This is a genomic window from Arthrobacter sp. TMN-49 (assembly GCF_054511095.1).
The window spans coordinates 13,008-34,319 of sequence record NZ_JBTNDH010000026.1; the positions used below are offsets into that span (position 1 = coordinate 13,008).

Annotated in this window: 18 protein-coding genes; 9 read left to right on the plus strand and 9 right to left on the minus strand. The window is 62.0% G+C overall.

The features are described 5' to 3' along the window. Positions 1 to 53: 53 nt before the first annotated feature. Entirely contained in the window at positions 54 to 3,209 is a 3,156-nt protein-coding gene (locus tag ACX80E_RS12585) for a DUF3427 domain-containing protein (RefSeq protein WP_459302326.1), read from the minus strand. Between the two features lie 264 nt (positions 3,210 to 3,473). On the opposite strand from ACX80E_RS12585, the gene ACX80E_RS12590 reads away from it, so the two are divergent. The 5 genes from ACX80E_RS12590 to ACX80E_RS12610 all read left to right on the plus strand — a co-directional run bounded on the left by ACX80E_RS12590 (position 3,474) and on the right by ACX80E_RS12610 (position 8,265). Further along, positions 3,474 to 3,692, plus strand: a complete 219-nt coding sequence (locus ACX80E_RS12590) for a hypothetical protein (protein WP_459302327.1) — start codon at positions 3,474 to 3,476, stop codon at positions 3,690 to 3,692. Continuing rightward, entirely contained in the window at positions 3,673 to 5,826 is a 2,154-nt protein-coding gene (locus ACX80E_RS12595; RefSeq protein ID WP_459302328.1) for a glycosyl hydrolase family 95 catalytic domain-containing protein, read from the plus strand. The genes ACX80E_RS12590 and ACX80E_RS12595 overlap by 20 nt, the downstream gene beginning before the upstream one ends. Before the next feature lie 220 nt (positions 5,827 to 6,046). Then, positions 6,047 to 6,529 carry a DUF6941 family protein gene (locus ACX80E_RS12600; protein ID WP_459302329.1) on the plus strand — a complete coding sequence of 161 codons (483 nt, stop codon included), beginning with the start codon at positions 6,047 to 6,049 and terminating at the stop codon, positions 6,527 to 6,529. Positions 6,530 to 6,624: 95 nt separating this feature from the next. Further along, a complete protein-coding gene (locus ACX80E_RS12605) occupies positions 6,625 to 7,452 on the plus strand; it encodes a TspO/MBR family protein (RefSeq protein WP_459302330.1) in 828 nt (275 codons plus the stop codon). Positions 7,453 to 7,536: 84 nt separating this feature from the next. Continuing rightward, positions 7,537 to 8,265, plus strand: a complete 729-nt coding sequence (locus ACX80E_RS12610) for a TY-Chap domain-containing protein (protein WP_459302331.1) — start codon at positions 7,537 to 7,539, stop codon at positions 8,263 to 8,265. 4 nt (positions 8,266 to 8,269) lie between these two features. Here ACX80E_RS12610 and ACX80E_RS12615 read toward each other — a convergent pair whose 3' ends face one another. Next, positions 8,270 to 9,289 (minus strand): NHL repeat-containing protein, encoded by a 1,020-nt coding sequence (locus tag ACX80E_RS12615; RefSeq protein WP_459302332.1) that lies wholly within the window; start codon positions 9,287 to 9,289, stop codon positions 8,270 to 8,272. A gap of 47 nt (positions 9,290 to 9,336) precedes the next feature. After that, positions 9,337 to 10,188, minus strand: a complete 852-nt coding sequence (locus ACX80E_RS12620) for a phytanoyl-CoA dioxygenase family protein (RefSeq protein WP_459302333.1) — start codon at positions 10,186 to 10,188, stop codon at positions 9,337 to 9,339. Positions 10,189 to 10,274: 86 nt separating this feature from the next. Between ACX80E_RS12620 and ACX80E_RS12625 the strand changes: the two genes are divergently transcribed. The 3 genes from ACX80E_RS12625 to idi all read left to right on the plus strand — a co-directional run bounded on the left by ACX80E_RS12625 (position 10,275) and on the right by idi (position 13,781). After that, the gene (locus tag ACX80E_RS12625; protein ID WP_459302334.1) at positions 10,275 to 11,123 is read left to right on the plus strand and encodes a helix-turn-helix domain-containing protein; all 849 of its coding nucleotides are present in this window, start codon (positions 10,275 to 10,277) and stop codon (positions 11,121 to 11,123) included. A 220-nt stretch (positions 11,124 to 11,343) separates the two neighbouring features. After that, positions 11,344 to 13,194 carry a hypothetical protein gene (locus tag ACX80E_RS12630; protein ID WP_459302335.1) on the plus strand — a complete coding sequence of 617 codons (1,851 nt, stop codon included), beginning with the start codon at positions 11,344 to 11,346 and terminating at the stop codon, positions 13,192 to 13,194. Positions 13,195 to 13,232: 38 nt separating this feature from the next. After that, positions 13,233 to 13,781, plus strand: a complete 549-nt coding sequence (idi, locus tag ACX80E_RS12635) for an isopentenyl-diphosphate Delta-isomerase (protein ID WP_459302336.1) — start codon at positions 13,233 to 13,235, stop codon at positions 13,779 to 13,781. Here idi and ACX80E_RS12640 read toward each other — a convergent pair. From ACX80E_RS12640 to ACX80E_RS12650, 3 genes are all read right to left on the minus strand, one after another. Next, complete coding sequence (locus ACX80E_RS12640; protein ID WP_459302337.1) at positions 13,778 to 14,611, minus strand: SDR family NAD(P)-dependent oxidoreductase; 834 nt, start codon at positions 14,609 to 14,611, stop codon at positions 13,778 to 13,780. The two genes, idi and ACX80E_RS12640, sit on opposite strands and share 4 nt — an antisense overlap. 20 nt (positions 14,612 to 14,631) lie before the next feature. Beyond that, positions 14,632 to 15,360, minus strand: coding sequence for a hypothetical protein (locus tag ACX80E_RS12645; protein WP_459302338.1), 729 nt, complete (start codon positions 15,358 to 15,360; stop codon positions 14,632 to 14,634). A 103-nt stretch (positions 15,361 to 15,463) separates the two neighbouring features. Beyond that, positions 15,464 to 16,210 carry a TetR/AcrR family transcriptional regulator gene (locus ACX80E_RS12650; protein ID WP_459302339.1) on the minus strand — a complete coding sequence of 249 codons (747 nt, stop codon included), beginning with the start codon at positions 16,208 to 16,210 and terminating at the stop codon, positions 15,464 to 15,466. A gap of 183 nt (positions 16,211 to 16,393) precedes the next feature. On the opposite strand from ACX80E_RS12650, the gene ACX80E_RS12655 reads away from it, so the two are divergent. Then, a complete protein-coding gene (locus ACX80E_RS12655) occupies positions 16,394 to 17,446 on the plus strand; it encodes a hypothetical protein (RefSeq protein WP_459302340.1) in 1,053 nt (350 codons plus the stop codon). 9 nt (positions 17,447 to 17,455) lie between these two features. Here the strand turns inward: ACX80E_RS12655 and ACX80E_RS12660 are convergent, their stop codons facing one another. The 3 genes from ACX80E_RS12660 to aspA form a co-directional block, all read right to left on the minus strand. Then, the gene (locus tag ACX80E_RS12660) at positions 17,456 to 18,160 is read right to left on the minus strand and encodes an FMN reductase (protein ID WP_459302342.1); all 705 of its coding nucleotides are present in this window, start codon (positions 18,158 to 18,160) and stop codon (positions 17,456 to 17,458) included. Positions 18,161 to 18,275: 115 nt separating this feature from the next. After that, positions 18,276 to 19,799 (minus strand): amino acid permease, encoded by a 1,524-nt coding sequence (locus ACX80E_RS12665; protein WP_459302343.1) that lies wholly within the window; start codon positions 19,797 to 19,799, stop codon positions 18,276 to 18,278. Positions 19,800 to 19,866: 67 nt separating this feature from the next. Next, positions 19,867 to 21,300: an aspartate ammonia-lyase gene (aspA, locus tag ACX80E_RS12670; RefSeq protein WP_459302344.1), complete on the minus strand. Its 1,434-nt coding sequence runs from the start codon at positions 21,298 to 21,300 to the stop codon at positions 19,867 to 19,869. Positions 21,301 to 21,312 lie beyond the last annotated feature (12 nt).

Genomic DNA, 21,312 nt, shown 5'->3' on the forward strand with positions numbered 1-21,312 from the left:
CTGTGACATGTAGTACCCCTACTGCGCAGTAGATGACGCGGGGGTGCGCCACGCTACTGCGCAACCGCTGCCGCCTCTGCATAAACGTCAGCCGGCATGGGCCGGTGCAGCTTCCACGTGAAGGCGATGGGCTTTTCACCCTTGTGTTGAACGTAGTCGACTTGGCCCAGGCAGGTGTAGGGCATCGTCAGCCCGGTTTCGTCCTCGGCAGCGTCACGAGTGAACAGCAGAATCCGGGAGCCGTGTGATTTCCGGTCAAGGTAGCGCCGGCCCACCGGGCTCACGGGTGAGGTGTTGTTCTGCGATTCCCAATGGAACAACTCCTGGCTGATTGCGTAGTCCTTGTACATGGTGCTTGCCGAATGATTCGCCTCGTCTTTGTTCAGCGTTACGAAGAACGCGTCTGTCTTGGTTTGCGGGCACCACGCAACGCCCTCGCGGTGCTTGACGGTTTTACCAAGTTCCAGGGATCCATACTCCAAGGCCGCCAGAACTTCCTCACGCCGATACGTTGCATGCGAGAACAGCGGAATTCCGGCAAATTCCATTCCCAGGCTCTTTCCGGCGCGCTTCGAGGCGTCGGCTCCCAACTCAACAATCTGCTGAATCTCGTTGCAAACATCCGGATAGCCACGAAGATACGCGAAGCCTTGATCATAAGAATTAAAACCACCGGCGTCGTCCCACAAAGTGAAGAACAGCATGCGGGCGAAGACTTGCTCACGCGGCCCTAGTTCCTGATATGCAGGCGTGTCAGCGGAAACCAGCATCGAGTATGCCTCAGCCCGTTCCCTGTCATCCACATGAATCAGGGCAGCCATGCGCGACAGCAATCTCTTCTCCCCTGCCGCCGGGAACTGCTCCAGCTTGTCTTGAATTGCCGCTTCCGCCGGCGACAACTTCTCAATGAGCCCGGCAAGACGCAGATACGCAGTCCAAGAGTCCTTCGTGTTCTTGTAGATCGTCTTGACGTCGTTCCCGGACTTTTCCAAATACGAGGCAAGCCGCAAAACACCATATGATTTGATGTCGGCCGTGAGCTTGGGCCTGTTCAGCTTCAGCTGGGACCTCAGATTGGTCAGGACAACATCCTTGGCAACTCTGTCCAACACAATCTGGGAGCCGGATGGCAGGAACGGGAAGTCGTCCTCTACCGCTTTCTCCAGTTGTTTCCGGCCATAGCCAGTCATCGCACGGAATCGGACATCGAATCGAAAGTCGCGGTGCTGTTGCCCAATAAAGTCCATCACCGTCAGCACGGCCTTGTCCTTCGCCCGGCGCAGGCCACGACCCAACTGCTGCATGAAGATCGTGGCGCTCTGCGTCGGTCGCAGTAACAGGATGGTGTCCACTTGTGGCAGATCCAAGCCTTCATTGAACAGATCCACGGCAAAGATGCAGTTGATTTCAAGCTTGCGCAGCTGTTTGAGCGCAAGCGCACGTTCGCCGTCGTCAGTCTGTCCTGAGACGGCAACGGACTTTATGCCAGCCTGGTTGAAGACCTCGGCCATGTAGGCGGCATGCTGAACGGAAACACAGAATCCGATCGCGCGCATGTGCTCGGTGCTGGTGACCTTGTCTTGCAGTTCCTTGATGATCTTAGAAGCCCGGGCGTCGTTCCCTGTATATATGCCGCTCAACTGTTGCAGGTCATAAGATCCCCGCTTCCAGTCCAGATGGCTTAGGTCAACATCGTCCGACACCCCGAAATAGTGGAATGGCACAAGCAAATCAGCATCCAGCGCGTCCCACAGGCGGAGCTCGCTTGCTGTCCTGCCGTCAAAGAACTCGTCGGCAACGTGAATGCCGTCACCGCGTTCGGGCGTTGCTGTGAGCCCAAGGAATTCCAGTGGAGTCAGATGGTCAATGAGCACGCGATACGTTTTCGCCGCGGAATGGTGAAACTCGTCAATAACGACGACGTCGAATTTGCCCGCGTCCAGCTTGCCCAACTTCTTGGCGGAAAGAGATTGGACACTGGCAAACACATGCTTCCAGTGCTGTGGTTTATGCTTTCCAACAAACAACTCGCCAAACGTACCGCTCTGCATGACATTGCGGTATGTGGTCATGGACTGCTGGAGAATTTCTTTTCTATGGGCGATGAAGAGCAGGGAAAGGTCCCTGCCGGCAGCTTCGCACAGGCGCTTGTAATCTAGGGCCGCGATGACGGTTTTTCCCGTACCTGTGGCGGCAACGAGGAGGTTGCGATGAAAGCCCTTGCTCCGTTCGGCCTCGAGGTCCTCTAACATCTCCACTTGATGTAGATACGGTTCCACTTCGAGGCCGGTATATCCGCTCGGGACTGATGTCATTTTGCCACCGTTCCTGAGCAGGGCGACATCTAACTTGTCGGCGTCCGTTTCCGGGTCGTACGGCTGAAACGCTCGCTGCTCCCAGTAGCTGTCAAAAGTGATGGCAAACTTTTGCAGCAAAGCCGGCGTGCCAATGTTTGATAGGCGAACGTTCCATTCGAGACCGTCAAGCATGGCTGCCCGGCTAAGGTTGGAGCTGCCCACATATGCGGTGCTAAATCCGGTATTCCGGTGGAAGAGCCAAGCCTTGGCATGGAGCCTGGTGGACTGGGTCTCGTAACTGATCTTAACTTCGGCACCGTAGCGATTCACCAGTTCATCGACCGCCCTGCGCTCGGTGGCCCCCATGTACGTGGTGGTGATGACTCGGAGCTTTCCGCCGCGGGCTTTTAACGCTTCAAGGGCCGGTTCCAAGAGCCTGATACCGGTCCAACGGATGAACGCGCACAGGAGATCGACGGAGTCCGCGGATTCAATCTCGGCCCGAATCTCGGCTGCCAGGTTTGGGTCATCCTTGCCGTTGGTTAGCAATGCACTGTCGCTAAGGCTTGTCCTAGGCCTTCGCGGTTGGCGGCCCGTGAATGCGTCGGGCCGGTGCAATGACCTCAGCTGCGTGGGCCCTGCAGAAATTTGCTGGGCCGGGTTGATGACAGTCAACAGCTGGTTGACTTTTCCAACTCTGTCTTCCGGGTTGGTGTTGATAAGCAGGTGTTTGACGGCCGCTGCAACGTGGCGCGACAACGCCTCGGGAGAACTCTCGCTGTCGACTTTTAGACTTGTGGCTTCCAAATCCGGTACTTCCTGGAGCCGGATAGCGAGATCGTTCGTGTGAAGAAGCTCGTAAAGTCCCTCGGCAAGTTGTTCCGGCGCTTTTTCCCCATCAAAAGTGTTCACCAGGCCAGGCTATGCGGTGGGTAGGACAAAGACGAACGGTGACGGGTTTCCGCCCGGTGCGCCGCTGGATTCGACGAGCTCAAGCACCGGCACCAGCCGCCTGCCTGAACATCCCTCAGTGCTCCTAGTCATGTGGACGAATCCAAAAGAACCTGTAGACATCGGATGTTATCGATGCCAAAACGTGATGGAGGCGCACTGAATGCCGGTTCCCCCGCCAGCAGGCGCTTCAAACACCAGACCAATGAAGCTCAGGAGTTGTTCATGACAGTCGCCCATCCAAACCGTCGTCAGGTACTCAAACTTGGCGGAGCCTTAGCGCTGACGCCGCTTGCAACCCAACTTTTTGTCCAGGCGGCAGCCACGGCAGCAACACCGGCGCACCGTCCCGCCGTCGGCCTGGCACCCCACCCGGCCCCTGACATCGGCGGCGGACATCACGAACGAGGACCCAACCTCCTGAGTGCTGGAGGGATCAACTGACCGCCGCACCTGGGTTGCCCTGGACACCCGGTCACCCGGGGCTCCCTTCGCCGCTCGGGGCCAAGAGCTTTCGTTCACCTTGCCCGGCACAGCGCCCTACAGCTCCTACCGGCTCACGCTGCGCGGGGCCGCCAAGGCCGCCCGCCTGCGCATTGCAAACGTGTCGCTTCTGGGCGGCGGTTTCCATTCCGGCCAGACAGCAGCCGTGGCCGAATACAAGCGCGCCCTGGACCCCACTGTGGGCATCCACGTCACGCAGTTTGGCGCCGCCGGCAACCGCGTGCTGCGCGAGGCCTTCGCCAGCAGGACCGCCGACGTCATCGTCATGCGCTACGAGACCGACCGCTCCGACGGGCTCAACGGCTCCATCGCCCTGACGTCGGGCCAGGAAGGTGTCACCACAGCAGTCAACGCGAAGGACCGTTCGCTCACGTTCTCCGGCATGATGGCCAACCAGCTCAAACACGCCGCAACCCTGCGCATCGTTGAGACCGACGGCTTGGTCACCGGCGAAGGCGCCACCTTGCGGGTTGCGGGCGCATCCTCCATGACGCTGATCCTGGACGCCCGCACCAACTACAAGCTCGACGCCGCCGCCGACTGGCGCGGGGACGACCCCGAACCGGGCATCGCCAAGGCCATTTCCGCCGCTTCCAAACGGTCCTACAAGACGTTGCGTGCCGAGCACAAGGACGAGCTCTCCCCGCTCATGTCCCGCGTTGCTGTCCATTGGGGCACGACGCCGGACGCCGTCGCCAAGGTGCCCACCGACCTGCGCCTCGCCGCCTACGGTGCCGGCCAGAACGATCCCAGCCTGGAACAGGCACTGTTCACCTACGGCCGCTACCTGCTGCTGGGTTCATCCCGCCCGGGCGGGCTGCCGGCAAATCTGCAGGGTCTGTGGAATGACAGCAACCAGCCGGCGTGGGCGTCGGATTACCACACCAACATCAATGTCCAGATGAACTACTGGGGCGCCGAGACCGCCAACATGTCCGAAAGCCACGAACCCCTGGTGGAGTTCATCAAGCAGGTTGCCGTGCCATCCCGGGTGGCAACCCGCAACGCCTTCGGCAAGGACACCCGCGGTTGGACAGCCCGGACCAGCCAGAGCATCTTCGGTGGCAACTCGTGGGAGTGGAACACCGTGGCCAGCGCCTGGTACGGGCAGCACATCTTCGAGCACTGGGCCTTCACCCAGGACAAGAAGTACCTGCACGAGACAGCAATTCCCATGCTCAAGGAGATCTGCCAGTTTTGGGAAGACCGTCTGGTGGAGGATGCAAACGGCAAGCTGGTGGCCCCTGACGGCTGGTCCCCCGAACACGGGCCTCGCGAAAACGGCGTCATGTACGACCAGCAGATCATTTGGGACCTGTTCCAGAACTACATCGACTGCGAGGATGCCGGAAAGCTGGACAAGGTCTACCGGGCCACGGTGCAGGAGCTCCAGTCACGGTTGGCGCCGAACAAGATTGGCAAGTGGGGCCAGTTGCAGGAATGGCAGTCCGACATGGACAGCCCAACGGACATTCACCGGCACACCTCGCACCTTTTTGCCGTCTACCCGGGACGCCAAATCAACTTGAAGGAGTCCCCCGAACTGGCGGCGGCAGCGCTCGTGTCGCTGAAAGCACGCTGTGGTGAAGTTGAGGGTGTGCCGTTCACCGAAGGCAGTGTTTCCGGTGACAGCCGCCGGTCCTGGACGTGGCCATGGCGTGCGGCCCTGTTCGCCCGTTTGGGAGAAGCCGAACGCGCACAGTTCATGCTGCGCGGACTGCTCCGCTTCAACACCCTGCCCAACTTGTTCTGCAACCACCCACCGTTTCAGATGGACGGCAACTTCGGCATCACCGGTGCCGTGGCTGAAATGATCATCCAGAGCCACACCGGCACCATCGAGCTACTGCCGGCCCTGCCAGCGGATTGGAAGGACGGCTCGTTCAAGGGGCTGCGCGCCCGTGGCGGCTACGAGCTCAACTGCACGTGGAAGGGCGGCTTGGTCACCCGGGTGGAAGTCATTGCAGACCGCGCCCCGAATCAGGGCACCATCACCGTGCGGATGAACGGGAAGGATTACAAGGTCAAACCCTCCAAGCCAGGACATAAGACCAACCCGTTTGAGCCACGCTAGAACCAGAATTTCCAACGTCAGCGGCCCGGCCCACCACAATTCTGGTGGGCCGGGCCTTTTGTTTGTCCTCTGCGCACGCGTGGGTGCGCGGCGCTGCCAGGGCGAGTGCCCGACGTCGTACTCCCACAAGACAGGGCAGACTTGGCGGGTGGCTATGGTTAAGGCAGAACGCGCCGCCGCTGGCAGCACAGAACGTTACGCAACGCTAGGAGACTTCCGCATGGGTGAGAGTTCAAGTGCGGTCAACGGCACCATTTTGATTGCCGACTTTGTCAACGTTGACGCCGCCGGGAAGGTCAATATTATTGGTGGCGGGATTCAGTTCCTGGGCTTCGACCCGGCGAGCGGACTCACGGCCCCGTTCGCGGTGTATGTGAGCGTCACCGTCAACATTCCATCGTTTGAGGACGCCTCGGCCTCCGTGCAAGTGCTTCTGGTGGACGCCGACGGTCAAGCTGTGGCTATTACCGGCCCCGACGGAACTAACACGATGCGCTTTAGCCAGGACGTGGATTTCAGGCACATCGATGCCCCACAGCTGCAGGAGCCGCCCATGGGTTTCCCCGGAAAATCAAACATCGTGCTGAATTTTCCCAGCGGTCTCCCCCTGAACGTCAAGGCTACGTACGAATGGGTGGTGCTGATGGATCAGACGCCGCTGGCATCCACCACGTTTTTTGTGCCGGGGCCCGCCGAGGCCTAGCTGTTGCGCGGGCACATGATTGCTGGGCAAGGCCGCCTCCTGACCGTAGGATCGGGCATAAGGACCCGGTTGCATTCCCGATAAGGACGATCATTGTGACTACTGCCCCAAGCTCTCCTGCACCAGCACAAGATCTGCTCCGTCAGGTGGTTGTGGCGGCGAGCGCCGTCTTCGCGGTCATCGGTTCATTCATAGGCTCCGGAGCTGCTGGCGGAACCCCCATCAAGAACGCCTCCAACGGGGTGTTGGCCGCCGACGCCACCCTGATAGCGCCCCACGGTCCGGCGTTTTCCATCTGGAGCGTCATTTACCTGGGTTTGGTGGCCTACGCAGTGTGGCAGTTCTTGCCCGCCCAAAAGACCGCCCCTCGGCACCGGCTCCTGGGGTACCCCGCCGCAGCATCCCTGATCCTCAATGCTGCCTGGATCCTGAGCATCCAGTTCGACCAGCTGTGGCTGAGCGTGCCCATCATCATTGTCCTGTTGGCAGTTTTGTCGTGGATCTTTGTGCTCCTGCTGCCTGAGAGGCCCCTGAACGGATGGGACGCGGTCATTACCGACGGCACCATGGGCCTGTATCTGGGGTGGGTATGCGTGGCGACGGCGGCCAACATCGCAGCCGTCCTGGTCGCCGCCGGATTCGACGGATTCGGCCTGAACGCAGAGGTGTGGGCCGTGGCGGTCCTTTCCGTGGCGGCCGCGGTCGGCATCGCCCTGGCCGTCTATGGCCGAGGAAGGATCGGCCCCGCCGTGTCCCTGTGCTGGGGCCTGGGCTGGGTAGCCGTCGCCCGACTCAACGGTGACCTGCTCTCCACGCCCACGGCAATAGCCGCCCTGGTGGGTGCGGTTGCCGTGGCGGTTGTGACTGTTGTTGCCCGGCTCCGTGCCGCACAATCGACGACGCCGGTAGCTGTCACCACATAGGCGGCCGTGCCTGCGCCAGGTCCGCCGTCGTGCTCTAAAACACCTAACACCAGCATTGTGTGACCCTGCTTTTACACTGGGAGGATGAGCACAGACATGACAGCGTGCCCGCATTGTCACGGGCCACGGGATGCGCGGCTGATTCCCGGCAACTATCTGTGCGCCGACTGTTCCGACAGGGCCACCGACGCCCTCGGCTGGCAGGTTTCCATCGTCACAGAAGCCGGCGACGACGGTCTGCCCACGGTTTTGCTTGCCGTTCATGAGGACTGGACTCAGTGTGATGACGTGGGCTCCCGGCGCCGGGCGTACGTTGACGACATCGCCTTTCTGGCGCTCACCGGAGAGCTTGGCGAGGCCTATCTGCAACCCTTGCCGCTTGCCGAACCGCCCGGCACGGAGACTACGCCGGGCCCGGGCGATACGGAAAAGTTCTGGGAGCTGGTCCACGTTGCCTTGACCGAGGACGTGCGCTGGCTCAAGGATGACGATTTCCTCCTGGTTGAGTACAACACCGGCGACCCCGGCTATGCCGTTTATGGGCAGCTGACGCCAAGGGATGACGGCTACCACCTGGAAGTCGTCTCCAATCAGTACCTGCCCGCCGACGACTGGCCGCTGGACGTCGGATACCTCCAGCAGGCTGCTTGGACCACCCCGGACGCCGAGGCTCCCAACTGGCACAGATTTGTGCGTGGCCCCGCGCAGGCCACGGCGTCCCTGTTGGCGGGCCTGCGCTACGGCCGCGACTGCGTCAACCCCCTTCAGCTCGGCTGGGAGTCAGCCACCTTTCCTCTTGCCGGCGAGGACTAGGGAGTCACGCCACAGGTGACAAGCGAGTCACCCGCCCACCGATCATCCATTCGGTCACCAGAATCTGCTCGCCGCTGACGGTGATGCCGTGAGGGCTGTTGAACACACCGTCGCGAACGTCTTTCCTCACGACGCTGCCCCGGCTGTCCCTGCGGTTTGGCCAGGCGTCCTGATTGGTGTCTCGCTGGCTGGCACCCACGTGGCCGATGAAATTGTCACCGGCAAAAACAGCCACGGCGCCGGAGAGTTCAGTGACCAGGAGTGTGCCGTCGAGATCTGCGATGCTGGAGGGGCTGGTGAGATGACCTTCGCCCACGATGCGGCGGAAAGTTCCGTCCAGCCCGAACACCACCAGGCGCTTGTTGCTACGGTCCGCGACATAGAGCTCCCGGGCGCCTGCACTGCGGCGGATGTGGATCCCGTGCGGGCTGGCGAACGCGACCCCCGTCTCGGTTCCGTCAAGGGTCAGCCGCAGCTGGCCTGCCCTGGTGAAGCAGTGGACAAGGCTTGCCCCGTAGCCGTCACCAACCCAGATATCGCCCGTCACTGCGTCGACGGCGATGGTGGTGGGGCGCCAACCGGAGTCCTTGTACACCGGCAAATCCGGGCAGAAAAGTTCTTGGCGAATGGCCCCATCCACGCCCAGCGCCACCACCCGCCCGGCGAACAGTTCCTCGTCATACTCGGGTGCGCTCTCGCAATAGCGGGTTCCGTTGTCTGCGGCCCAGATGACTTCTTCGCCGTCAAGAACACCGGCGAGCAGCGAGTGCATCTCGGTCAGTTCAGTGGAGATTTCGCTGAACGTTCCATCCGTGAAAACACGGACCAGCGCCCGGCCCTCGGGGTGGGCAAACACCACTGATCCGTCCTGCAGGACTGCAATACCCGAATGCTGCCAGCCGCGGCCATCATAGTCCGGCCAAACACTCTCCCACTGGTAGTTCCGTCCACCAATCCACACCGTTGAGGACCCCTTGCTGCGGCGTTCATGGCCGTGGCTGTTTACTGGTTCAATCTGTGTCAAGATCTTGCTCCCGAATTCTCTGGTCTCAACTAGCGGTGTGAGGCACTTTAGAGGCCGTCCTGGTCGTGCCAGTGCTCCTGCCAACGCCAGTCAATGGGTTCGCTGGTTCGCTGGTAACGAATGTCTGTTGAAAGCCGCATGATCCCGTCGGGATCCTGATTGTCAGTACCGGCGTGAACAATGTGGGCCGAATGGACCACCACATCACCTGCGGCATAGTCAGTCACCAGCCAGCGGCTGTCATGGGCTTCGGCCAAGGCTGGCAAGTCGGCCGTGATGGAGGCTGCCGGTTTCTGCAAACGGCCTTCTCTTTCCTGCGCCAGGACCCAGTGGTGGCTGCCCTCCAGGTAGGCCAGTCCGCCGCGTTCCACGGGGCAATCCCCCAGCGGGATCCACATGGAGAGCACCCTGTCGCTGCCGCCACGCAAGTACACCAAGTCGTAGTGCGCCTGGGTTGAGGCGCCAATGCCTGATTCCCCGGGCTTGGTGTGGCGAATGATCTTGCGCTTGTGCAGGTGGACGTCGTCCTCCAGGAACCAGCTGAACCATTCGGCAATGGCTGGCGTTGCGCACAGGCTGGCGTATTCGGTTCCCGGCACCACAGTCTCAAACAGTGCTGTCCGCATTTTCGCCCGGTCAACGGGCCCGTCCGCGGCAATGCCCAGACCGGGCTCGGTGCCGGGCTCGGTCACCTTGGCGTTGGACAGGGATTCAAAATAGTACTTTCTAAAGTCATTGACCAGCGCCGGGTCCAGCTGACCCTTCAGATAGAGGTACCCGTCAGTCCGGAGCCGGTCCCACAAGGCTTTCTTGTTGAACCTCTGCGCAACGGGGACGGGCTCTAGTGGGCCCAGCCGACGTTCCGAAGCGTCCAGAACATAACCGTTTGAAGTAAGCATGCCTCAAGTGTTGACCATCACATTCGTGAAGCCAATGGACTATGCTGACCTCAACTTGGATTTTTCTAACAACAGGAAATCGAGATATGAAGAACTGGTCAACGTACCGGCCCATATCCCCGGTGTTACGTGAGCTGGGTTTGAGCTGCCTTGGCGCCGGCGAGCAGAGCGGGCACCTGCCGTCCTTCAAGAACAGGCGACTCTCCTCCTATGGCCTGGTTTTCATCAGCCACGGGACGGGGTGGTTCCACCATTCAGGGACGACCGAAAAGGTCACGGCGCCGGCGCTAATCTGGCTCTATCCCGGCCTTGAGCATGGCTATGGGTCCTACGCCCAAGGCTGGACTGAGCACTGGGCGCTCTTTTCGGGGGTGGGGGTGCGCGCGTTTGAGGAACTCGGCTGCTTGAGCCGCGAACGCCCCCTGGTGCATCTGGCCAGCGCGGACGTTGCGCTGATCTCGATCTTCCGGCTCCTGCACGACAGCCTTCGGGCCGAGGGACCGCTGGGAGATTTGCAGGCCTCAATCCACACGCAACAGCTCATCGTCAGCGCTGGTCGCAGCAGCATTGCCAGCAGCACAGCGAACAAGTCCGAGGAACTGCTTGGCAGCCTTGGAGAAATCGCCTACGAATCATTGACCCTGGGCCAACAGGCTGCTCAGCTGCGGCTCTCGGAGTCTCAACTGCGCAGATCGGTGCAAAAAGCTGCCGGGGTGGGGCCCAAGGAGTTCGTATTGCAGATGCGGATCTCCCGCTCGCAATCGCTCCTGGCAGAGAGCAACTACCCGATCGAACGAATCGCGCGGCTGGTTGGCTACCAGGACGCCGCCTATTTCAGCCGGCTCTTCTCGCAACGAACCGGCACCTCGCCCTCACAGTTCAGGGCGCAGCACTTCCGGGCCGGACATCCTCTCAATAGCGCTTTTCTCCCCTAAACGTGGCTTGTCCGCTGATCAGGTGTTGCCCAACCACCTTTAAGCGGACAAACTACGTTTAAGCGTGCCGGGCCACTGGCGAGGACTCGCGGTGGGCCGCAAGGATCCGGCGCGCACCGCCACCGCGTCATCATCGTCCTCCAACAGCACTAGCCACCCCTCCTCGCTGTAAGCTAAGTCACTACCACGGCCCGGTGCCGCACCGGTGGAAGGAGCCACGATGCCTGCGCAGAAGAACAGGAAGCGACTCCTTGGCGCCGCGCACGCCGCGGGGCACGCCGCTTCGCATACCCCCGCACCTGCCCCGGAACCGGCCCCTGTTGTCCGGCACAAAAAAGGTGCCGATCTGGCTGCGTTCCTGATGGACCCGCACCGCACGCACACGGCAGTGGTTGTTTCCTTTGTGCCCCAGACTGCGCTGCGCATTGACGCGTTGCATGTTGCAGCGCTGCTGGGAGCCGATGCCGAGGTGTTTGAGGTGGCCAACGGCCCGGATACCCACAAGTTGGAAGCGGGGCTGCCGGAACGCCTGCATGTTTTTGGCAACAGTGCCCGGGTCTACCCGCACGGGGCGCAGTGGACCCGCAGGACGCCGCCGCCGCACATCCTGCACGGCTCGGCACACCTGCCACAGCTTTACACCACCTTGGCACAGGAGGTGCTGGCCGCCGAGCACTTTGACGCCGCCCGGCAAACCACCACCGCCACGCTGCCGGTGCTGAGCGAGGCCGTGGTCAAGGGCTTCCCTTCCGGTGACCGCGCCATGGTGGAGTTGCTCCCCACCGGCAAGAGGGCAGTGATCCGCGGCGAAGACCTGCTCCCGGGCATCCCGCTGGAATGGCTGCTGCGCAAGGGGCAAAAGCTCACGGGCATCTTTGACACGGCCACTGACGCCCTGGATGTGAGCGCCCTGCTGCTGCGGCATCCCTCACCCGTCACCGTTTACAAGCACGGCGATGTGGCCCTGGCCCGGGTCAAGTCAGTTTCCCCCTCCCACGCCCTGGTGCACCTGTGGCCCGGCAGTGATTTCCGGATCGGCGTTGAGCGCATCTCCTCCAATGACCTGGATTCTGCCGTTGACCTGCTCACCGAAGGGGAGGTGGTGCGGGTGCGGGTCTTGTATGAGAACGGCGCGGTGGTCCTGTCCATGCTTGACGTGGACGACGACGAACCCGCCATCGCAGCGCCAGCCCTGCTAAGCGGTGGCCCACCTTGGCTTGACGACACCCGCCCCTACGCGAGCATCTTCACGGCCGGAGCATCCGTGGCGCGGCGTGCCTCAAGCGGCGCCGCCGGCCCTACTGAAGTGACCGGCGTCGGGCATTCAGCTGCCGAACCCGCCCATGAGGAGACCCTGCTGACCCCGCCCGAGCGGCGCACTGCCCTGCATAGCACCCAGATGCAGCTGGAGCTGGCCAGGCACACCATTGTGGAATTGTTGGTGGCGAAAAAGCGGCAGGGCGCCACGGACAAGGTGGCGCGGGCGCTGCAGGATCAGCTCGAGGCGGAGCGCAAAAGCGCTGCCGAGTTGGCCCGATTGCACAACGCCGCCGAGCACCAGCTTGATGCGTTGCGCGCGGATTTGGCCAAGACAAAGTCGGCCCTGGTCCAGCTCAAACAACAGCGCCGTTCCACAACCTCGCGCACAGATGCCCTGGCGGAGAGCCTGTTCCTGGATCCGGCTGAGCAGTTCAAATTTGATGTTCACCTCGCCTGGGCGCGGCTGGTGCCGGCTGCGGACAAATCGGCGCACCCACTGGGCAGCTACAGCTGCAACACCCATTTCCTTGCTTCCTGGTCAAGCATCACCGAACAGCAGCGCGGCAAGACTCTGCGCGCCGTCGTCGACCTGGTGGCTGGGCGGACGGGGCCCTTGCGCAAACGCGAAGCCCACCCGCTCCGGGTCAACGAGGGCGCACACGCCGGGCTCACCATGCGCGGGGACGATGTGTGCATGCGGCTCTACGTGGAAAAGGGCACGGCCGGGGCGCTGCGCCTGCACTATTGGAAGCTGAGCACCGGCGGATTTGAGTTGCATGAGGTGGTCTCGCACGACGTCGTCAAACCGTAGACTTGGCTGACACGAGTGGAAGGAACTGTGCTCAAACCATGGGTCACAACATTGAGCTGGTCAGACTATTAGATGACAGCGGCAACGAGATTGGCACCGCTGACAAGGCGCTGGTCCACACCACCGACACAGCCCTCCACCTGGCCTTTTCCTGCCACATTCTCGATGCCCAGGGCCGGACCCTGCTCACCCGCCGAGCCCTGTCCAAGGTGACGTGGCCGGGCGTTTGGACCAATTCCTGCTGCGGCCATCCGGCGCCCGGGGAATCCTTCGAGGAGGCCATCGTTCGCCGGGCTGCCCTGGAACTCAACCTTGAGGTCGGCAACATCACCGCGGCACTGCCTGACTTCCGCTACCGCGCAGTGGACGCCTCAGGCGTTGTGGAAAACGAGATTTGCCCGGTGTTCACCGCCGTCTACACGGGCCCGGCAACCCTCTCCCCCAACCCGGCCGAAGTCTGCGACTGGGAGTGGGCGGACCTTGTGGATGTGGAGGAGGCAGTTGCCGCCACGCCCTTCGCGTTTAGCCCGTGGCTGGTGCAACAGCTTTCCGAAGGTGTCTACACCGGCGGACGTTTCCCCAGCTAAGCCCCACCCTGGCTAAGTCCGACCATGGCCGCGCTGCGCTCCCAAAGCGAGCTGGCAAGGGCTTCATCCTTGGCCAGCTTGTTGGTTTTGGCCACCTTGCGCTTGGCGTAGTACTCCCCGGGGGTCCAGTCCACCCCGGGCGTGGTGGTTGCCAGCCACATCAAGGTGTCGGCACCCTGCTCTGGAGCGAGCATAAACCGCCGCACCAGGCCCCAGTAGACCATTCTGCTGAGACTTGTTGACGCGGCTGCGAAGTTGCTGCGCACCACCCCCGGATGAAAGGCCGCCGCGTTGACGCCGTGGTCACCGAAGCGTTTTTGCAGTTCCTTGGTGAACAGGATGTTGGCGAGCTTCGCATTTCCGTAGGCAGCACTGTGCGAATACTTCTTCGTCGCGTTGAGGTCATCGATGTCAAAGCGGGCCATGAAGTGGTTGGCCGCGCTGGAGGTGTTGATGACGGTGGCCCGGTCCGCCACCAAACGCTCAAGCAACAGATTCGTCAACAGGAACGGGGCCAGGTGGTTGACCTGAAAGGTCTTCTCAAAGCCATCAATAGTTTCCTCACGTTCGGCCATGATGCCGCCGGCGTTGTTGACCAGAACGTCAATGCGGGGATATTTCGCCAACAGCTTCGCCGCCAGGGTGCGGACCTGCGCCAACTCGGTAAAGTCGGCGAGAAAGTAATCCGCCTCAAGTTCGCTGGCAATGGCCGCCGTCTTCGCTGGCGACCTTCCCACCAGAACCAGGGTGTCCCCGGGATAGGCCAACATTTTTGCTGCGGCAGCACCGATTCCGTCGCTGGCGCCGGTAATGATGAGTGTGCGTGACATGGTGTGTCCTTAGAAGAGTTTCAATCTAGCTGCGGGCCGCCAAGCATTCTGGCGACTTTTTTCTCCAACGCGGCAACAGAAACGTCGGGCAAGACAATGAGACCATCGAGTTCCTTGCGGGCCCGCTTGTACGCTGTTTGACGCTCAGCCGGGCTGGCGGCATCGTCCTCAGCAATCTTGACAAGCTTCTTCGCCGTTCCCAGGCGTTGCCGGTCCGCCTCGCTGAACGCCTTGTCCTTGATCCTACGGGCTTCCTTTTCCGCCACGTCGAAGGCCACGGCAAAGGCATTGACGGCATTTCTGTAATCATCCCAGCGGCTTTTGGCGGCTACATCGGTGGCAGCCAACGGACGCAAGGCATCGGCGTCGCGCTTTGCTCGCAGGAAGGCAACAGTCAAGGACTCCCGGACATCACTCATCATGGGGAAGTCAATCAGCTTGCCCACGTCCAGCTCATAGTCCAGCCAACGCCTGTTGACGACGTCGTGCTCAGCCATGAGTTTGGCAACGTCGGCCACCGAATACCCCTGCGGCCCGGGCCCCGCAGGCGCAGCATCCGCCACAGCGTGCTTGCCAACTGCTATATCCAGCCCGGCCACCTCCGGGTGCGCCAGCTTGTACAGTTCAACCTTGCGCTGGTGACGGCGCTCGGCAGAGTTGTTCATGGCCTTGCCCCAGCCACCCAAAATACCGGCCAGGGGAAAAGCCAACCACCAGTATGTGCCGGCAAACTGCCAAAATTCGTGCATGAGTCCATGGTGCCACTTGTGCCCGACGCCACCTAGACGGGGCGTTGGTGTGTTGACACAATGACGAAAACTTTAGCCAATGTCGAGCCTGCGGCGAAGGGGGCTATGATGCCACGAGCGCCCGGATGCCCCTGGAGGCGTTGTCGATGAGTTGAAATGCCGCCTCACCGATCCGTTCGGCGTGGTCGGTGGTCCCGCCGAGCAGGGCATCGAGCAACATGTTGTTGACGCCACCCACCACGGCGACCGTCGTGAGCCGGGCAAACTCAAAAATGTTGGCCGCCTCGGCAGTCCCCAGCCTTGCCGTGAGCTGCGCCCGCCCATGCTCGGGATCGATCCCACTCAGGAGCAACAACTGCAACATTGACTCCTCGGCAAAGTCGATCATGGTTTGGTGGCGTTTGGCTTCCAAACCGGCGGAAATGCCGACAACCTCCACCAGGATGATCTGGGCATGGCGGGGGTCCCCGAGCATGAAAGCAACTGCCTCATCGATGCCGGCACGCACCGACGCGAACAAATCCAGTCCCGGCGTCCGCATGGCACAAGCCATGCGGGCCGTCAGCAGGGCGTCCAAGTGGGTGTAGACGGTTTGGAGCAGGTGCTCACGCGATTCAAAGGACTCATAGAAGTACCGCTCGCTGAGACCGGCACTTTGACACAGCGTCTTGACCTTCGAGGCGGCGTACCCCACAGTGCCGAAGACGTCTATGCCCGCCGCCACCAGACGCCGCTGGCGTTCCAGAACCCGCTCGGCAGATTCAAGCCCAGAGTAGCGGCGTCCCAGTCGTTCCCCGGTGAAGGATTTATCCGGGAGCTCAAGGCGCTGGTCGGGGAAGGAGTCACTCATCAGCACAGTCTAGTTCAAGCCCCCACCCATTCTGAGCGGGTCCAATCCTGCCCGGTGGCCGCCGTCGTGCACCACGTGTTTACCTGCGCCACAGGGTATAGCCGCGGGCTCCGCCGGGGCTGAAACTGTTGCCGAGCGGGCAGTCCACGCGCCGCAATCGTGGCAGAATGGCAGTGATTCCTCATGAGCACCAGCATAGAAGTTCAGTCAGCGCGGCAGCTCGGCGAGCCGGAAGGGCCAGCGCCTGCCGGGGAGAAAACGCGCCAGATTCCTGATGTTCCGCGGCGCGTTTTTCTTCTCACGCTGGGCACGGCAGCCGTCACCACGGCGTTTCAGGCCAACATTGCCGCCGACTATCTCCTGACGGAGCGCAGCCAGTACCGCATCACCACCCCCGACAATGCGGAGAACAGGGCTGCCGCGCAGCGTTTTCCGGGGAAGACTTGGTATCTGCTCGGCGGATTCAGGGTCAGCCATCGCGATGCCGGACGAAAGGCGGCTGCCTTGCAGGGGGCCATGAACCAGCGAGCACCGGCGTCCTACATTGGCTATTCCAATGAGGGCATCGACATTGCAGCCCTGTTCATCGCCATTCAGCGCGACCTGCATGCACGCAAAATACACACCGTGTACTTTTACGGTGACAGCTTTGGCGCCATGGCGGCCGTGGTCTTGGCATCCTTGCTGACCAGCATCGGCATCACCGTGGCAGTGGTGGTGATGGGTTCAAGTCCCAGCAGCGTCCGCGACATTGTGGACCCGGGCAAGGCCTACATTTCCGTGGCAGGCAAAGTGGTGCCGTATGTGGGCCTACTGGGCCGGCTGGCTACTGGCGTGTTTGGCGGGCTGGCCAACCCCAACGGTCAAGGCCTGTATGACGCCGCCCGCGGCGGCATCTCCCGTTCCCTCGACCCGGAAAACAACTCACTGATCCTGAGCACCACACAGGCAACCTTTTTACAGGCATTCCCTGCCCAGTACGACGGCGGAATCCTGAGCAGTACAGGGATCGGGCTGATCTACGATCCGGCGGACTTCATTGTCAACGCCCGCGCGGCCACATTGGGCTGGGAGTCAATGTTCCCCCACAACCCGCACTTTGCCTACAACGTCCCCAACACGGGCCACGCCAGCCCCGAGATCCACCCCGCTGTTTACACCACTGCCCTGCGCGTTGTGCTCGATCAGCTGGACCCGCTGCCGCTGACCAGCAAGCCCGTGCAGCCGATCTTCTAGCGGTGCGGCCTAGCGGACCTTGGTCTGGGCCAGCAGCTGCTCAAAGGGCAGGGAGGTCATGTCAAACGCTTCGCGCTGCGCCCTTTTTTCCTTGTGATTCACGGCCGTCACGGCCGGACTGGCCGGGCTGGCCGCTGCCGCGTCCGGCCCGGACGGCGCAGTGCTTGGCTGCGATATCTGGGCCAGGACGGCGGCCAATTCGCCGGCACCCCGGTCAATCCGGCGCTCCAACGACTGCGTCCCGGCACTGCCCCAATCCTCGGGCGAGGCGTAGATGGCTGTTGCCATGGTGCTGGCGCGCAGGTAACTGAACAACGGACGCATGGCCATGTCCAACACGAGCGAGTGGCGTGGAGTTCCGCCCGTGGCGCCAAACAGCACGGGCATGCCGTCGAGGAACTTCGGGTCCAAAATGTCAAAGAATGACTTAAAAAGCCCGGAGTAGGAGGCGCTGAAGGTAGGCGTCACGGCAATCATGGCGTCGGCCCCGGCCACCCGTTGGACCACGTCGTTCAGGGCCGGGCTGGCATAGCCGGTGACCATGTTATTGGCAATGTCGGTGGCGAAATCGCGCAGATCAATCACATCCAGCACGGCAGTGACGCCCTGCGCGGCCAATCGGGTACGCAGTTGCGCACCCATCTGATCGGCCAGCAGGCGGGTGGAGGAGGGAACTCCCAGACCGGCAGAAATGACCACTACGTTTCGTTGCACAACTACTCCTTGACGACCTCAACCAATTCATGCGTATGCATGTAATTGAGTCAACGGGGTGGTCCCGGCAGTTATTCCCTGTGGCAGTCCGGCCCCGGCCTGGCCGGACCCCGCGCTAGTCGTCCATCCCGGTCTGGGCGCCGCCGTGGTGCGCTTTCACCGGATGGCTGTGGGTGTCGGTGTGGCGGTCCGCCGCGATCTGGTTGATCCGGCCCCGACTGAGGTACCAGCCAAGGATGAGCGCCGGGATGATGACCACCAGCGAACCGATGGTCCAGGTGCCCACGGGGCTGTCGAAGGCCATCAAGACCAGCACGGCCAGCAGGAACGCGAGCGTCAGATAGCCCGTGTACGGGGCGCCGATCATGCGGAAGGCGGGTCGGATGGCCTGCCCCTTTTTGACCAGCCGGAACAAGGCCAACTGGCAGAGCACGATCATGGCCCAGGAGGCGATGATGCCCAGAGCAGCCATGTTCAGCACAATTTCAAAGGCCTCCGACGGGACCAGTGCATTCAAGATGACGCCCAGCAGGGCAACGGCGGCGGTGAGCAGGATACCGCCGTAGGGGACGCCGGCTCTGTTCAACTTGGCGGTGAACTTCGGTGCCGAGCCGGACAATGCCATGGAACGCAGGATCCGGCCGGTGGAGTACAGCCCGGCGTTCAGCGATGACATGGCGGCCGTGAGCACCACAAGGTTCATGATGGCGTCAATACCTTCAACACCTATGGAACCAAAGAAGGTGACAAAGGGGCTCTCCCCCGCCTTGTACGCGGTGTACGGCAGCAGCAGCGACAGCAGGATCAGGGAGCCCACATAGAATACTGCAATCCTGATGATGACAGTGTTGATGGCCTTCGGCATGACCTTTTCCGGGTTCTGCGTCTCGCCGGCCGCCGTCCCGATCAGCTCGATGGACGCATATGCAAACACCACGCCCTGCATGACCACCACCACCGGTAGCAGCCCGTTCGGGAAGAACCCGCCGTTGTCCGCGATCAGGCTGAAGCCCACTTCCTGCCCGGCCACGGGGGTGCCGAAGATGACAAAGTAGGTGCCCACCAGCAAGAAGGTCACCAGCGCCACCACCTTGATGAGAGCAAACCAGAACTCCATCTCGCCAAAGACCTTCACGGAGACTAGGTTCAGTCCCAGCACCAACAGCAGTGCCGCCAGCGCCCACACCCACTGCGGCACTGTGCCCATCCAGGGCACGTACTTTGAGAAGAAGTGCATGTACAGCGCCACAGCGGTGATGTCCACAATGGCCGTCATGGCCCAGTTGAGCCAGTACAGCCAGCCGGAGACAAACGCCGCCTTCTCACCGAAGAACTCCCGCGCGTACGACACAAATGAGCCCGAGCTGGGGCGGTGGATGATCAGTTCGCCCAGGGCCCGCAAAATAAGGAACGCGAAGAAGCCGCAGATCGCGTAGCTGAACATGAGTGCGGGGCCGGCGCTAGCCAAGCGTCCGCCGGCACCCATGAACAGGCCGGTGCCGATGGCCCCGCCAATGGCGATCATCTGGATTTGCCGGGATTTCAGGCCCTTGTGCAGCCCGGCGTCCTCCGCTGTCAACGCGGCACTGGGGGCATCTTGAACTAAGTCAGATACTTCGATTGTTTCTTGGTGGTTCATGGTGCAAATCCTTTTCGTCTGTGCCGTGTGGCTTCGCCGCCCCCTGCGTCGTTGCCGGTTGGCGGTATCAGTCAGCTAAGTTGGCGAGATGTTCCGGGCGCAGCAGCTCCTGGAGCTGCTCAGCGGTGAGCAGTTGGCGTTCCAGCACCAGTTCGGCCACACCACGGCCGGTGGCCAGGGCCTCCAGGGCGATGGCGGTGGACGTGGTGTAGCCCAGGTGCGGGTTCAGCGCGGTGACCAGGCCGATGGAGTGTTCCACCTGCGCCCGCAGCTTGTCCTCGTGGGCGATGATGCCGCGGATGCACTTGTCGGCCAGCGTCATGCACGCCGCCTCCAGGTGGCGCATGCTCTTGCTCAGGCTGTGCACAATGATCGGCTCAAAGGCGTTGAGCTGGAGCTGTCCGCCCTCGGCCGCCATGGTGATGGTGACGTCGTTGCCGATAACCTCATAAGCTACCTGATTCACCACCTCCGGGATCACCGGGTTGACCTTGCCGGGCATGATCGAGGAGCCAGCTTGGACGGCCGGCAACGTGATCTCGCCAAATCCGGCACGGGGCCCGGAGGAGAGCAGGCGCAGGTCATTGCAGATCTTGGACAACTTCACGGCCACGCGCTTGAGCACACCCGAAAGGTGCACAAAGGCGCCGACGTCGGAGGTCGCCTCGATCAGGTCAATGGAGGTTGTCAGCGGCAGCCCGGAAATCTCCGCCAGATGGCGGCAGGCCAGCGCCGAGTACCCCACCGGCGCGTTGAGCCCGGTGCCGATGGCCGTGGCGCCGAGGTTGATCTCATGCACCAGCAGGGTGGATTCGGCCAGGCGCGCCCGGTCCTCCCCCATGGTCACCGCATAGGTGTTGAATTCCTGGCCGAGCGTCATGGGCACGGCGTCCTGCAGCTGGGTGCGGCCCATCTTCACCACCGTGCGGAATTCCACCGCCTTCGCGGCGAAAGCATCGCACAGGTACTCCATGGCCGTCACCAGAGATTTCGCCCCGAAAATGGTGGCCACGTTGACGGCCGTCGGGTAGACGTCGTTCGTGGACTGGCTCAAGTTCACGTGGTCGTTCGGGTGCAGGAACTGGTACTCGCCCTTCCGGTGGCCCAGAATCTCCAGGGCCCGGTTGGCGATGACCTCGTTCGCGTTCATGTTCGACGACGTCCCGGCACCTCCCTGGATGACGTCCACCACGAACTGCTCATGCAGTTTCCCGGCAATGATCTCCTGGCAGGCCGCAATGATGGCCCCGGCCCGGACGTCGTCGAGCAGTCCCAGCTCGTGGTTGGCCTGGGCGGCGGCCTGCTTGACCATGGCCAGCCCGTTGATGAGGTGGGTGTTGTAGGTCAGCGCAATCCCGGTGATGGGAAAGTTTTCCACGGCACGCAGCGTATGCACACCCCAGTAGGCGTCGGCGGGAATGTCGCGGTCACCTATCAGGTCGTGTTCGCTGCGGTACGGGACCGGATCGGACACGGGGCTGGTGGACATGGTCTGGGACATGGCTCTCCTTGG